General features: G+C 47.8%; 9 protein-coding genes. All 9 read left to right on the top strand.

The window, feature by feature from the left end; translation table 11 throughout:
• Positions 1 to 11: 11 nt before the first annotated feature.
• The 9 genes from cobM to EIZ48_RS10400 all read left to right on the top strand — a co-directional run bounded on the left by cobM (position 12) and on the right by EIZ48_RS10400 (position 14,023).
• Positions 12 to 848 carry a precorrin-4 C(11)-methyltransferase gene (cobM, locus tag EIZ48_RS10440; RefSeq protein ID WP_160650709.1) on the top strand — a complete coding sequence of 279 codons (837 nt, stop codon included), beginning with the start codon at positions 12 to 14 and terminating at the stop codon, positions 846 to 848.
• Positions 835 to 2,211, top strand: coding sequence for a uroporphyrinogen-III C-methyltransferase (gene cobA, locus EIZ48_RS10435; protein WP_160650708.1), 1,377 nt, complete (start codon positions 835 to 837; stop codon positions 2,209 to 2,211). The genes cobM and cobA overlap by 14 nt, the downstream gene beginning before the upstream one ends.
• Positions 2,201 to 3,199, top strand: a complete 999-nt coding sequence (gene cbiB, locus EIZ48_RS10430; RefSeq protein WP_160650706.1) for an adenosylcobinamide-phosphate synthase CbiB — start codon at positions 2,201 to 2,203, stop codon at positions 3,197 to 3,199. Before cobA ends, cbiB begins: the two co-directional genes overlap by 11 nt.
• Positions 3,200 to 3,213: 14 nt before the next feature.
• Complete coding sequence (cobD, locus tag EIZ48_RS10425; protein WP_160650697.1) at positions 3,214 to 4,236, top strand: threonine-phosphate decarboxylase CobD; 1,023 nt, start codon at positions 3,214 to 3,216, stop codon at positions 4,234 to 4,236.
• Positions 4,237 to 4,298: 62 nt separating this feature from the next.
• Positions 4,299 to 5,333, top strand: coding sequence for a nicotinate-nucleotide--dimethylbenzimidazole phosphoribosyltransferase family protein (locus EIZ48_RS10420; RefSeq protein WP_160650695.1), 1,035 nt, complete (start codon positions 4,299 to 4,301; stop codon positions 5,331 to 5,333).
• Between the two features lie 58 nt (positions 5,334 to 5,391).
• Positions 5,392 to 6,756 carry a cobyrinic acid a,c-diamide synthase CobB gene (locus EIZ48_RS10415; RefSeq protein WP_160650694.1) on the top strand — a complete coding sequence of 455 codons (1,365 nt, stop codon included), beginning with the start codon at positions 5,392 to 5,394 and terminating at the stop codon, positions 6,754 to 6,756.
• Entirely contained in the window at positions 6,753 to 7,340 is a 588-nt protein-coding gene (locus EIZ48_RS10410; protein WP_160650692.1) for a histidine phosphatase family protein, read from the top strand. The genes EIZ48_RS10415 and EIZ48_RS10410 overlap by 4 nt, the downstream gene beginning before the upstream one ends.
• A gap of 233 nt (positions 7,341 to 7,573) precedes the next feature.
• On the top strand, positions 7,574 to 9,205 hold the full coding sequence (locus EIZ48_RS10405) for a methyl-accepting chemotaxis protein (RefSeq protein ID WP_160650689.1): 1,632 nt from the start codon (positions 7,574 to 7,576) through the stop codon (positions 9,203 to 9,205).
• Positions 9,206 to 9,751: 546 nt separating this feature from the next.
• Positions 9,752 to 14,023 (top strand): hypothetical protein, encoded by a 4,272-nt coding sequence (locus EIZ48_RS10400; protein ID WP_160650687.1) that lies wholly within the window; start codon positions 9,752 to 9,754, stop codon positions 14,021 to 14,023.
• The last annotated feature ends 58 nt before the right edge of the window (positions 14,024 to 14,081 follow it).

Genomic DNA, 14,081 nt, shown 5'->3' with positions numbered 1-14,081 from the left:
CGGAGAAAACGATGACTGTGTATTTTATTGGCGCAGGGCCGGGTGATCCGGACTTGATCACGGTAAAGGGAGCGAAGTTGGTTGAATCCTGTCCTGTCGTTCTTTATACCGGCAGCCTGGTTCCCAAAGCAGTTATTGACAGGGCGCGGCCAGATGCCTTGGTCCTCAATTCTGCTGATATGGATCTTGACGAGATAACGCAAGTGTACGTCAATGCTTTCGAGCAGGGTCTGGATGTCGCGCGTGTGCAAACGGGGGATTTATCAATTTATTCTTCGCTGGCCGAGCAAACCCGCCGTTTGAAAGCGCTGGGTATTGACTGGAAGGTGATACCCGGTGTGTCATCGTTTCAGGCTGCCGCTGCAGCACTTGGTCAGGAGCTGACAATTCCGGAGCAGTGTCAGACGATTATTCTCAGCCGTGCCTCGGGTCGAACGCCTGTTCCTGAAAAGGAGAATCTCAAATCTCTGGCAGCGCATGAAGCAACTCTGTGTTTGTTCCTCAGTGCCACACTGATCCGCAAGGTGGTGCGTGAGCTTGAAGAGGTCTATCCCGTAACATGGCCGGTCGTTGTGGTTGAAAAGGCCTCTCACCCGGAGCAGCGTATTGTTCGCGGTACTTTGGCGGATATAGCAGATAAAATGCATCAGGCAAAAATCCGTTCGACGGCAATGATTATTATCAGCAAAGTGTTTGCCATTGAAGAATTTGCTGACTCTAAGCTTTATGATCCGGCGTTTTCTCATGCCTGCCGCAAAGCAACAGTCGTCAATGATGTCGTTACTGTAGATAACGGAGCAACGGCTGATCAGACTGCTATACCGGGGCATTGTGATGAGTGTAGGTAAGGTATTTTTGGTCGGCGCGGGGCCGGGCGATCCTGATTTATTAACACGCCGTGCTTTCGACTTAATGCATCGGTGTGATGTGGTGTGTTACGACAAGCTTGTTAGCCCGGGCATTTTAGCCAGCATTCCCGATCATGTTGAGTTGTTTGAAGTTGGCTATCGGGGATACCGCCATTGCCATATTGATTATGGTATGCACCCCGAGGTGATTAATTTTGCAAAGCAGGGCAAACAGGTTCTGAGATTAAAAGCGGGCGATCCGTGTATCTTTGGTCGCACCACGGAAGAGTGCCGTAATTTGAAAGAGCATGGCATCGATTATGAAATCGTTCCGGGTATTACAGCAGCTCTGGGGGCCGCAGCCTATTCAGGGTTCCCCTTAACAAGTGCAGGTATTGCTTCCGATGTGACCTTTGCCAGCGGCCATCAAGGTTCCAAGTCGCTGTCTTCATGGGCGGCTCTCGGCCAGTCAAGCGGGACGCTTGTCCTTTATATGGGGGCAAAGAAACTTGCACAGCATGCAGAACGATTAATTGGGCAGGGGCGCTGTCCGACAACACCGGTTGTGCATATCTCCTCGGCCACTTGCGCCAGCCACACTGTGACCAAGGGGAGTCTGGCGACCATAGGTGATCAGGTACTGGCGCTCGATAATCATGCTCCGGCACTGGTTGTCATGGGAAATGTTGTCAATGTGCTAGACGAGCTGGCATGGCGCCAAAGAATACCGCTCTCAGGCAGCCGCGTGTTGCTATGTGGTCACTACTCAGGCCTTGATAAATTGAAATCATCAGGCGCAGAAATTTTCAAGGCTCCTGAGCCACAGCTGGTAAGTTTTGTCGACCAGGCTCTGCTGACAGAGCTATGCCAATACTCGGCACTGTCTTTTGCCGATGTGGCTTCGGTGACTCTGTGGTGGCAAGGGTTGCTTGCTCATCAATGGGATATTCGCCGTTACTCAATGCCTATTAGTGCCGAGAACCCGGCTGTGGCGCAAGCTCTGAAACACCGAGGTATTGTTGTCGAGTCTTCTTCTGATGCTGGCATTTACAATCGGGCAGTGCTGTCGGCCCCGGTTGGAGCCAAGCGCAACTCACGTGGCCATGGTATGGAGCGTTGTCTTGGTTCCCGGCACTATCCGCCAATGCGCGTTGAGCTGCCTCAGGTAGATTGGTTAATTGTGGAAGATGTCGCCCAGGCAAAATCCTTGCTACTTCAGCTGCCAGAATTGGCGCAAGCAGTAATCATTGCATTGAACGATGAGGCAGTAGAGTGGGCAAATTCCTTGCCTAACGAGCAATTGCCTATCACCGATTTTGAAGCGATGCTAGAGCTCAAAAACGAGGTGCTGGATGTGGTTTGATGGAGGGTTGCTGACGACAGAAGTCGAGCTGCTTGTAGTCGCCGCTTCGGTGGGAGCTGCACTATCGCTGGATAGCTTTCTTGGCGAGCCAAGCCGTTTTCATCCGTTGGTGGGTTTTGGTAACTGGGCTAACTGGGTTGAAAGGGTTTGCCGTCAGCAGTTCTTGCTGATAAATCGACAAACTGATAGTGGCAATCCAGAAACACGGCTCCGAAGTGTCGGAATAGCCGCTTGGTGTCTGGCTGTGTTGCCAATTTTGATAGTGGTTTGCGCTTTAATGGTATGGCTTGCACAAGTGTCATTCTGGCTCTGGCTGCTTATTAGCGTGATCGTGTTGTATTTCACCCTTGGCGGTAACAGCTTGGTTTTTCACGCCAGCGAGATCTATCGCCCGCTCAAAGCAGGGGATATCACTTTGGCCCGCGAAAAGATCAGTTTTATTGTTAGTCGCGAAACAGCCTCTATGAACAAAAAGCAGATAACCTCAGCGACAGTGGAATCCGTGCTGGAGAATGGCAACGATGCCGTTTTCGGCGCCATATTCTGGTTTGTTGTTGCAGGTGCTCCGGGCGCGCTGCTGTTTCGCCTGGCCAATACTCTGGATGCGATGTGGGGCTATAAGAATGAGCGATATCGATATTTCGGGTTTGCAGCCGCTAAACTTGATGACTTTCTTGGCTGGATACCGGCACGCCTGACTGCCCTGACTTATGGCATTCAGGGAAACTTGCAACTGGCAATGAAATGCTGGCAGGAACAAGCGACTCTGTGTGCCAGTCCCAATGGCGGGGTAGTGATGTGTGCTGGGGCCGGCGCGCTGAATACAACCATTGGTGGTCCTGCGATCTATCACGGAAAATATCATGAGAAAATCTATATGGGCAATGGTGAATTTGCCGATTACCCGGTGATCATCCAGGCCAATCGCCTGGTCATCTGCGGGGCATGGGTTTGGGTGTTAGTGTTACTTCTTTTGGGACTAGGTTAAGCAGGCAATACAAGATGTTAGAACATGGCGGTAATTTATTGCAATTTTCTCGGCAATATCAGATACCTGTTGCCGAATGGCTGGATCTTTCAACTGGAGTCAGCCCGTTTGCTTATCCTTGCACGTCGGTACCTTCAGCGGTGTGGAACAGGCTTCCCGAACTGAATGATGGACTTGAGGAGGCGGCAGCTGGTTATTACGGCTGTGAGCCTTTGCTGGCGGTTGCCGGTTCTCAGGCAGCCATTATGGCGTTGCCTGAAGTGATAGCGACACAGCGAGGAGAGCTTGGTGTCGTGTTATTACCACGGGTGGGCTACAAAGAACATCAGCATGCCTGGCAACATTTCATTGGACCTAATGGGGCGAAGTGGCAGATAGAGTTCTACGATACCGCTCCGAGTGAATCAGAGCTAGCACGTGCAGATGTCGTTGTTGTCATTAATCCAAATAACCCAACAGGTGTAAGGCAACCGCTAGAGTTGCTACAGCAGTGGCAAGCTCAGCTTCAGCAAAGACAAGGTCTGTTAATCGTCGATGAGGCGTTTATTGACTGTACCCCCCAGCACTCCCTGCTGAGCCGGCAATTGGGGGACAATGTTGTAGTACTACGCTCGGTAGGAAAATTCTTTGGCCTGGCTGGTGCTCGGGTCGGTTTTCTTTTCGGAAACCATCTGCTTCTTGACGCTATTGCACTCAAGTTGGGGCCGTGGACGGTTCCTGGCCCGAGTCGTTGGGTTACACGCGAGGCCTTGCTTGACCGGCAGTGGCAGCGAAGGATGCGGCAACAGTTGGCGGGGCACTCATCGCGATTGCGTACATTGCTAACTTGCTACTTTTCAACTTCAGTGAGTGGTTCAGAGTTGTTTCAGACAGTTTGTCTGCATGATGCACCTATGGTTCATCAACAGCTTTGTCGGCATGCCATATTAACCCGTTTGTGCGATGAGAAAAATGCACTTAGGTTTGGCCTGCCGCGTGATGAATCAGAGTGGCAACGCCTTGATGTGGCATTAAAAGCCATAACTCAATCGGTCTGATGTTTCTGAGGGAGCCAATTAAATGATGATTGTAAAGGAATACAGCAAACATAGGTGGGGCAATGACCGTGCAGTGGTTTAACTTTATCATTTTTAATGCTGTTGCGCCGTTGCCCGACCTTCATCGAGTGAGTGATGCCGGTGCCGGCGAAAACTTGATGCAGTTGACTCCCACACGGGATGCGGAATTAATCGCTTGCGGACAAGCCAATACGCCATTAAACGGGGAGTTTTCGCCATCACCTGTCGCAGGCTCAGAGTCCGTTAGCCCGGCCATTCTTGTACACGGACTATTGAAAGCATTACAACGTCAGGGGCTAAAAGTACGCCTGCATTGTTATCAGCTCGGTCTAGAACAACAGCCGGATTTTAGTGGTAGTGCGCTTGATGATATTGTTTGCCATTTCTGTTTGCCCAGTGAAGAGGATCGCCTGGTCAGGCAGCAGTTGTTGCCTGAGTTAGTGCGTCAGTATCACGCCGGTGAAGAGCATATGATTGCCGAGTGTGGCGTAGGGGGGACAACATTTGCAACCTTGTGGCTAAGGCATTGGTTAACAAATGAAATTACTTTAGCAGGTAGTACAAAGGCTCCAGAAAAGCTGATGATGAAGGCAAAAACCATTGAGCAGCTAATGGACCAGTTCTCTTCTTTCCCCCGTAATGTCAATACATTCATACAGCATCAGCAAGCTTCCGATCCCGTTCAACGTGCTCTGTGTGCATTGCTGATGACACAAAGTCATGACAAAACCGTACTTGAGTTAAATCTGGCTGGAGGAATGATGTTTATCGCACCGTTGCTGGCGATTGGGATTGATGACATACAACATCACTTACAAATCGCGACAACAAGGTGGGTATTAGAAGGAACAAATGCCCGTAAGGTATTGTCAAACTTACCTTCTTCAATCGAAGTTGTGCCATCAGTGACTGACTTTAATCAGTCATCCTATCGTGCGCTGCATCTGTATGAACAGGGTTATGTGGTCGAAGGCTGCGGCTTAGGGGGAAGCCTGGTCTTTGCAGAGCAACTGGGTTTATCGCAGCAGCAGATCATTGAGTGCTTGGATACGGCAGTAAAGCCTTGGCTGGAATAGGTTGAATATTGGATAGATTACATGCGTAGTATGAGCATGAGTGTTAGGTAACATAATAATGAAAAATACGTCAGTTCAATGCCCGGCATTGGTTGTTAGCGCGCCATCTTCTGGCAGCGGAAAAACGACGGTTGTGGCAGCCTTGGCTCGCCACTTTCACTTGCAGGGAAAGAGAGTAAGGGTGTTTAAAACTGGACCAGATTTTATTGATCCGCGTTTTTTGGAGTTTGCTTCTCACCATCCTGTCTATCAGCTAGATTTCTGGATGTGCGGTGAGAAACATTGCAAAGCACTCATCGCAGAGGCTGCGAAAGATGCCGATTTAATCCTTATTGAAGGTGTGATGGGGATGTTTGATGGCCATTGTTCAAGTGCCGATATTGCAGCAAAGCTCGGCATTCCGGTATTGGCAGTTATTGATGCCGGTGCGATGGCCCAGACATTTGGTGCCTTGGCCTATGGCTTGGCGAATTACCGGGATAATATCGAAATGTTTGGCGTGGTCGCCAATCGTGTAGGCTCGATTCATCATGCGCAGATGTTGCAAGAAAGCTTACCGGATAGCTTGGCATTTTGTGGCTGGTTACCCAAAGACGGCGATATCATACTTCCAGAGCGTCATTTGGGGTTAGTGCAGGCTGATGAGCTCGATGATTTGGATATCCGGCTAGACAGAGCCGCAGGTTTGATTAGCGAGCATGGAGCTGTCTCGCTACCGTCTCCAACTGTCTTCGATGAGGTCGTGGATGATACAGTCTCTCCCATGCTGGCAGGCAAAACGATCGCCATTGCCAGAGATAGGGCATTTAGCTTTATTTACCGAGCCAATGTGGATTTGCTGAAAATGCTGGGGGCGAAACTGCACTTCTTCTCGCCGGTGCTAGGGGATAGCTTGCCAAAGTGTGATGCACTGTATTTGCCGGGGGGATACCCTGAGCTATCTGCTGGTGCGTTGGCTGAAAATCAAAGGCTGATTGAACAGATAAAACAACATGTTGAACAAGGTAAACCTTGCTTGGCAGAGTGTGGCGGTATGCTTTACCTGAACCGAGCGTTGAAGACATTGGATGGTATGACGACTACCTTGAGTGGCGTACTTGAAGCTGAGTCTGCAATGCAGCCGAAACTGGCAGCACTGGGTATGGTCGAAGCAGATTTTAATCCTTATCGAGAGGGCGACGCTGCCGCTGAACACTATGTTCTCGATGATGATAATAAGTATGTATTACGAGGTCATACCTTCCATTACTCAACAACCCTGTCAACAGAACAAGTGCTTACCCAGCCTTTTACTCAGCGTGGGCACAAAACGGATCCGGTATGGTTCAAGAATAATTTGATTGCCTCTTACATCCATTGGTATTTCCCGTCGAACCCTGCCTTGGTTGCCGACATTTTCTTAGGTAACGTGATTAAGCGATGAAGCTGATTTTACTCCGTCATGGTCAGACTCAATGGAATCTCACAAACAAGCTTCAGGGTTGGCGAGATAGCTCGCTGACCCCGCAGGCGAGACGCCAGCTTTCGGCCTTGTCGCCAGCATTAATCAAAAGCGATGTGATATACAGTAGTGATTTGGGAAGAGCACAGTCAACGGCACGTATTATTGCCAATATCTCCCGGGCTCATATCATCACTGACACTCGCTTGCGTGAGCGCTGTTTCGGGGCACTGGAAGGAAAGCAGGTGCTTGATAGCGTAAGTGGCGGAACATTTTGGCACGGTTATCATCAACGGTATCAAGCTAAGATGACAAGTGTGCCGGGTGTTGAAAAAGAGCAACAGTTTGAGCAGCGAATAAACAGTTGGCTTAGCGATATTACCGCTCGGCATTATGGTAATACCGTGCTTGTGGTCAGCCACGGTGAATGGTTGCGGGCGCTACAAAACATCATTTTAGGCAAACCATCCTGGCAACAGGGCAACGGGATCTTGAGTAACGGCGAGCCTTTGGCTATCCGGCTTGCTGAATCTGTTGAAAGAAACACCATTTTGCATTGTGATTAGTGTATCTAATTATTAATTGATTATTCGAAAATGTTGCATGCAGTAAATCAGTGTAATTTATAAATTATTGATATTTAAATAAATAAATGGGTGTCAAAAAAACATAGGGGGCTGGTCATTATATTGACGGCTTGGGGCGCTATAACATGTTGATAAAAATCAATATTTTTGTTCTTTTCCGTGCTAAATTCGAACGCATTTTGAAATACAAACAAGGCTTTATAGGCTAGTGCATGCTGTTTAATATCAATAACATATCCGTACGAAAGCAGGTTCTGTTACCTGTAGTCATGATCTGTCTGATCATGCTGATTGCTTTTGTTGTCGTAACCAAAGAGTCTCGTCAGCAGCGGGCGTTATCTAACAAGGTAACCTTTAGCGCTCTTTCTGAAAAGAGTATTGCTCAAGACGTTCTGAAAAATACCTATCAGGTGCGGGTCAGTGCTATTTATAGTCTTTATGATCAAACGGTATTAGCTAATCTAGACAGTGCTGTGAGAATGGGCTTTAGTAATAATAATCGTTTGCTTGATCAGCTAAGTCAGAATGAGTACTTAAGCAGCTATATCAGTACTATCCGTAATAAGATGCAGGCTTATCAGGATTTTATTGATCGTGATTTAAAACCATTTGTCGCACTGAAGAACGCAGGGACAGTAACGATTAGCGACGAAGAGAAGCTAGCATCTCGTTTCCGTAATGTGGGAAGCGAGCTGATTGAGGCGATTGACCAGCTGGCCACTGCAATTGAGGAAGATGTCAAAGTCGAACTGAAATCTGTTGAGTCAGACTACCGTCAGATGATGCAGGGGGTAATGGTTGTTATGGCCGTTATCGTTGGTGTTGGCTTGATGATTGCGTGGTACTTGTCGGGACTGATTGTTAATCCGATTATATCGGTATGTGGTGCGCTAAAACGCGTTGCGCAAGGGGATTTGTCAGTTCGTACTGAAGAGCTTGGCGATAACGAGATCACTCAGTTGAGTCATGATCTTAACTTAACGCTTGGTAAATTAAATGAAACTATTGACTCCCTGAACCGAATTAGCCATGAGGTAGCTTCAGCTTCAACTGAGCTGGCCGAAGTGATGGTATCTGCACAAAATAATGCTCAGAGCGAGCTAAGTGAAATTGAACAGGTTGCTTCGGCCGTAAATGAGCTTTCCAGTACCGCTGAGAATGTCAGCGGAAATGCTTCCGAAGCTGATACATGCTCCAAGCAGAGTCATAAGATGGTTAACGAGGGACTGAGTGTCTTCGCCCAGAGCGAACAGGCAAGTCGTGAAACCATGGTGAAGATGACTGAAGCTGCGCAGGTTGTGACGCATTTACGTGAACAGTCTGAAGAAGTGAGCAAAGTCATAGAAGTTATTCAGTCTATTTCTGAGCAGACCAACCTGCTGGCGCTGAATGCTGCTATCGAGGCTGCGCGTGCCGGTGAGTCCGGTCGCGGGTTTGCGGTTGTTGCTGATGAGGTGAGAATGCTTGCCGCACGGACTCAGGATTCGACGCGCGAGATTCAGGCAATTATAGAAGATCTTCAGCATCAATCCACTGGTGCCAATGAAGGCATGCAAGAGTCGCTGAAGATGCTCCAGCAAGCCGAAGAGCTTAATGGTGTGGCAAATGAAGTGCTGGGCGGCATTACTGATGCAATTGATATGATTGGTGATATGAATACTGAAGTAGCGACAGCTGCAGAACAACAGTCTCAGGTAACACAAAATATCAACCAGAACGTTGTCAACATGTCCGAGCTGGTGAATCTGAACGTGGTTGGAATTACACAAAGTGCTAGTGCAAGTGAGGAGCTGTCACGTTTGGCAGAGCAGCAGCGCAAGCAGCTCGAGTTTTTTCGCTGCTAGCAGGTAAAGGTTTGTTGCCTAAGTAATTAGCGTTACTGAATGAGAAAGTCACCTGATTAAGAGTCAATCTATATTTTTAAGAATAACAGTCACCAACTATAGGTGACTGTTTTTTTATCGGAGGTATTTCAATTCCTAATCGCCTTTAATTAGCGTTAAAAGGTAGCTTGGGCATATCAGTAGAAATCTAAATGCTGATTCTAATAGAAATTCCGAGCCAGGTAGCCTTATCTCTTTTATTCAAACTAGTATCCCATTGCTCTATCACGTCCCAATTTAAATAATGATCATCGAGTTCGGAATCAAACTTGGCTTGTGTCCCTGACAACACAATCATGTTCGAGATCAATACTTTGCTCCTTCTTTTCTTCAAGCCGTAATTTGTCCCCCGAACGGGTGATGCTGATCGTCATCCTAAGTTCTATAACCGTCAGTAAGTGAGATTTACCCAGCTCAAGAACAGAGATGAACCAGGTGAAGATGGGGCATCCTGAGCCAGCAATTGACGCTGGGATGTCTTTTCGTAGAAGAGATACAAGGAACCGTATGATGAAACAACATCCTCTTGCTATCGCAGTAGGGCTGGGGACCCTATTGATGCTAGCGGGCTGTAACGATGACAGCAGCAACAACACAGCTGCTGAAACGCCTCAGCCTAACCCGCAACCCCAGACGACCATGAGCGTGACAGCGATTGATGGCTATCTCAATAAAGCAACGGTCTGGCTAGACCTCGATAGAGACTATCAGCTTGATGCCAATGAACCGAATGTAAAAAGCGGCGACAAAGGGTTGGCAGAGTTGGATGTCACTGGGATCGATAACCCAGAGCAGTATCCCATTGTTGTAAAAGCCGTTACTGGTGAAACAGTCGATGAAGACAACCCTGGCGTTACGGTTACGAAAGACTTCATTATGTCGGCACCAGCGGGGAGTGAAGTGGTTAGTCCCTTGACGACAATGGTTGATATGAAAGTACGTAGCGAAGGAATACCAGTCGAGCAGGCGGTAGAAGACGTTGCCAGTATGCTTGGCATTGAAGCGGAATTGCTTACGGAGGATTATGGTGACAACAACCCGCAAATTGATACCGTCGCAGTTAAGCTCGTGCAGCAATCAGCGAAGTCGATCGTATCAGCAGGCGTATTACCCAATAATGAAGATGCATTGAATGAAAATAACCTCGTCGCTACCCTTGCCGATGTCATGAATAGTGGAGATGAAGTGGGCACGGCACTGAAGAGTGACCGCGGGGATGAGGTTAGTGATGATTATGACTTTGATCGTATAGTCAACGAAAATAAGAATGTTGAATCTGACAAAGATAAAGACGGTGTCGCTGATTCTGAAGATAAATTCCCCGAGGACGGTACCGAGTGGGCTGACACCGACGGTGACGGTCACGGCGACAATTTAGCTGACAAGTTCCCGCAAGACAGTACCGAGTGGGCAGATGCCGACGGTGATAATTACGGTGATAATGCTGCCGATAAATTCCCTGATGACCCTACAGAGTGGGCTGATACTGACGGTGATGGCCATGGTGATAATTTTGCCGATGTGTTCCCCGAAGATAGTACCGAATGGGCGGATAGCGACGGTGACAATTATGGTGATAATGCTGCCGATAAATTCCCTGAAGACAGTACTGAATGGGCGGACAGTGACGGCGATGGTTATGGTGATAATCTAGCTGACAGGTTCCCGGAAGATAGCACAGAATGGCTTGACTCAGACGGTGACAATGTCGGTGATAATAGGGACAGCTATCCTGATAACGCTGAAAAGTCGGTTGCCGATACAACGACCACTATCAATAATTCTGGTCCGGTATTGATCTCCTTGCTCAGTGACGTGCGTGAACTGAACACCAGTACCACCACTGTAGTAGAGACGTTTAATAGCGGAAACATCAGTACAACCAAGACTACAACGTACTCTATGGTAGGCAGTAACCGCTATTTCGGAAAAGAAGAAGAAGTTAGTGACTTGTCTCCAGCCGGTGACTTTGTACGAACACGGGGTTGGGAATATGATTTTAACCTCGATGGTATCGTGGGATTCAGAGGGAAAGCTTTTGAGCAGGGAAGCCGCACCTCGCAGGGTGAAACCTTCTGGCGATATATCGATGAATCGAGCGCTCAACCTGAAGGGGGAGACAATGGGGCAGACTCTCGCCAGTTTGACAACCTTGATCTTGTCGCGCAAATAGCAGCTAAAGATCTTACAGGGGTTGATGTCATACAGCACATTACTCAAACCAACGAACAAGGTGAGAGTAGCGAAAAGAACACCCAAGACATTAAGCAATATTCAGCTAGTGGTTTTGACTTTGACGCTGAAGAATACCTTCCTGAATATCAGTATCAGATGATTGCGACTTTCAGTGGCGGGCTGCTTACTGGCTTCGAAGAGCTGCGAGACTGGAATGCTGATGGCCTGGTTAATGTCAGTTTTCAGCTTACTGATGTTGATGCGCAGAACTACACCTTCGCCTATCAGCGTCCGGTATGGTCAAATCCCCATAATGCTGATTTTGAAGAGTATTCCCACTATACCTATGTTCAGGGCAAAGCGGGAGAACTTGGACCGCAGTGGTATGAAGTTAATCGGCAAGTCAGTTGGCAGGACGGGCTTAAGACAGTTCTTCTGTCCGGCAAGCGCTTCTTGCTTGATGAAACAGACGGGCGTCACCAGAAGCGGACAGATGACGATAACCCGGATGGGGTGTTATTTAGTCAATACACAACGCAAACCCGTGACGTTAGCGATAGTGAAAAAGTCGAATCATCCAGTTGGGCGAGTTTTGCACTAGACGACAGCTACTTTGGCCAAGACAGGGAAAACTTTACCGTATTAAGTGACGATATGGGGCAGGACTATAAAATTTTCCAGCGCCTGGACAATGGGATGTGGCTTGGCCATCGCTTTGCTGAGTGGGGAAGCCAGAACATTGTCGATTTATCGGGTCAGGTTGAAGCCCTTCGAGCAGCTAACTATGAGTTAGCCCAAATAACACCGGAGCAAATTCCCGGGCTGAGTAACTATGATGGCAAGGTTCTAACACCGTCATTCCGAATTGATGACAGTGGCCAGCCTGTGGTTTGGCACTTTATCACGAATAACTCGGCAATTACCGGCAGCGATGATGGGAGCTATCAATTGCTGAGCATTACGCTGAGCGATAATGGTATTAAGGATGGCTGGCTGGTTAATGATAACGGGGTAGGCACAGTTGTAATATCGGTTCCTGTCTCTGATTCTCCATGGGACTGGTATAACGCTTATTGGCGGATGATGGTCGATATTGACAGCTTCAATACCAACGAAGGTGGTAATAGTTATAGCTGGACCAGCTGGCTTGGCGAGTTCTATCTTGATCAGGCGCAGGCAACTGCTCGGGCACTAGAACTAGGGGTGGGGGTCAAAGAGTATACTGTTTGTACAGAAGGCGATACCGAATGGGATGACGTCAATGATGTACCGGCTACGAGCCATAGTTATCAGGAGTTTGTTGCCAGTGCAACTAGCTGCCAATATGAAGCTATGACGGTATCTGATATTGGAGGTAAAGCATTTTATCGGACGAATAGCCGTGGTGAACTCCGTCATTGGGTGCTTAATGCTGACGGAACTGGCCAGTACTTTAAAAACGGTTACCCGAATGGTCAATTTACCTGGGCAATAAACTCAGAAGGGATTGTTGTCATTGATTACGGTAACGGCGATTTAGACTATTTTGCTTATGTCAGCAAGGATGATACCCGTATTAGTTTCAAACTCTATAGTGAGTGGAATGAAGACGGGCAAGACTTGAAAGAGGTTTGGTCATCGGGCTTTACATATAACCGCCCAGAAGACTATACCGTTCGTAGCTGTAAGGTCGATCTAGCAACCTCAAACGCAACAATGGCTGATTTTACCACTGCGATACAATCATGTGGCGGACATCACGTCATAACAGAAGAAGATGCAGCTGAAATAGCCAATATCAAGTTTGTTCGTGTACGTGGCGACGGTGATACTCGGGCGTATCAGTTTAACGCCGATAATTCAGTTGCCTATTACCGTGCTGGTGAAAATCGTGAAAGTTCAACGCGTCGTTGGGAACGAACTGATGATGGGTATCTCAAAATTACTTGGGATACCGCAAACCCTGAAGAGTACATGATACTGGCTAACTTGCTGTACTCGGATGATCAAAGCAGCTTCGTTGTCTACGATGTCTATCAAGATGATGGTCAGTGGGTCAAAGAGGTATGGAGCCTTGTTTTCCGTGAATACGAAGGTAACAAGATCACTGAATGCAATGAAGGAAACAGTCCGTGGAACAGTGAGCTTGACCAACCTTCAGCCTTTAACGTTATTGACGATTATTATGCCGCCACTGAAAGCTGTCGGGTAAGAACAGATGATCAAACCCTGAAGTTCACTGAAGATATGTTGGTTGGTAAAAATGACAAGTCTTCAATATGGGCACTGCTCAATACTGAAGGCACAAATGAACAGGGAGAACCTATTTATAAAGAGGATGAGCGGCTACGCTTTGATCCAAACAATAAAGGGGCTTTTGTGGATGCCGAAGACGGAGAATTTGGGTTTGACTGGCAAATTGACGATGGTCAGCTACTGCTGTCTATAACCCATCAGGATTATGCAGGTTCCACGGAAAAAATGTCCATCGTTGAAACAGATGGTGAATACTTCTCAGTAAAAACTTTCTGGATAGATACATCCGGTGAGTGGGCAAACCCAGCCCCTGCTGAAGGAGAGGGTGAATTGACGAGCCTTATTTTCAAGCAAATAAGTAAAGACTAGTCACAGCTAAAAAAGAAATATATCCCTCTATGATCTTGTTGATTATAGGGGGATATTT

This window comes from Photobacterium alginatilyticum, assembly GCF_009910675.1.
GTDB classification, from domain to species: domain Bacteria; phylum Pseudomonadota; class Gammaproteobacteria; order Enterobacterales; family Vibrionaceae; genus Photobacterium; species Photobacterium alginatilyticum.
The sequence above is the reverse complement of the archived record's forward strand: the minus strand, read 5'-3'. Positions and strand labels throughout refer to the sequence as shown.

Bases quoted from the DNA above. Each gene is read 5' to 3' on its own strand.
- EIZ48_RS10400 (WP_160650687.1), top strand. From the start codon at position 9,752: ATGATGAAACAACATCCTCTTGCTATCGCAGTAGGGCTGGGGACCCTA.
- EIZ48_RS10405 (WP_160650689.1), top strand. From the start codon at position 7,574: ATGCTGTTTAATATCAATAACATATCCGTACGAAAGCAGGTTCTGTTA.
- EIZ48_RS10415 (WP_160650694.1), top strand. From the start codon at position 5,392: ATGAAAAATACGTCAGTTCAATGCCCGGCATTGGTTGTTAGCGCGCCA.
- cbiB (WP_160650706.1), top strand. From the start codon at position 2,201: ATGTGGTTTGATGGAGGGTTGCTGACGACAGAAGTCGAGCTGCTTGTA.
- EIZ48_RS10410 (WP_160650692.1), top strand. From the start codon at position 6,753: ATGAAGCTGATTTTACTCCGTCATGGTCAGACTCAATGGAATCTCACA.
- cobM (WP_160650709.1), top strand. From the start codon at position 12: ATGACTGTGTATTTTATTGGCGCAGGGCCGGGTGATCCGGACTTGATC.
- cobD (WP_160650697.1), top strand. From the start codon at position 3,214: ATGTTAGAACATGGCGGTAATTTATTGCAATTTTCTCGGCAATATCAG.
- EIZ48_RS10420 (WP_160650695.1), top strand. From the start codon at position 4,299: ATGACCGTGCAGTGGTTTAACTTTATCATTTTTAATGCTGTTGCGCCG.
- cobA (WP_160650708.1), top strand. From the start codon at position 835: ATGAGTGTAGGTAAGGTATTTTTGGTCGGCGCGGGGCCGGGCGATCCT.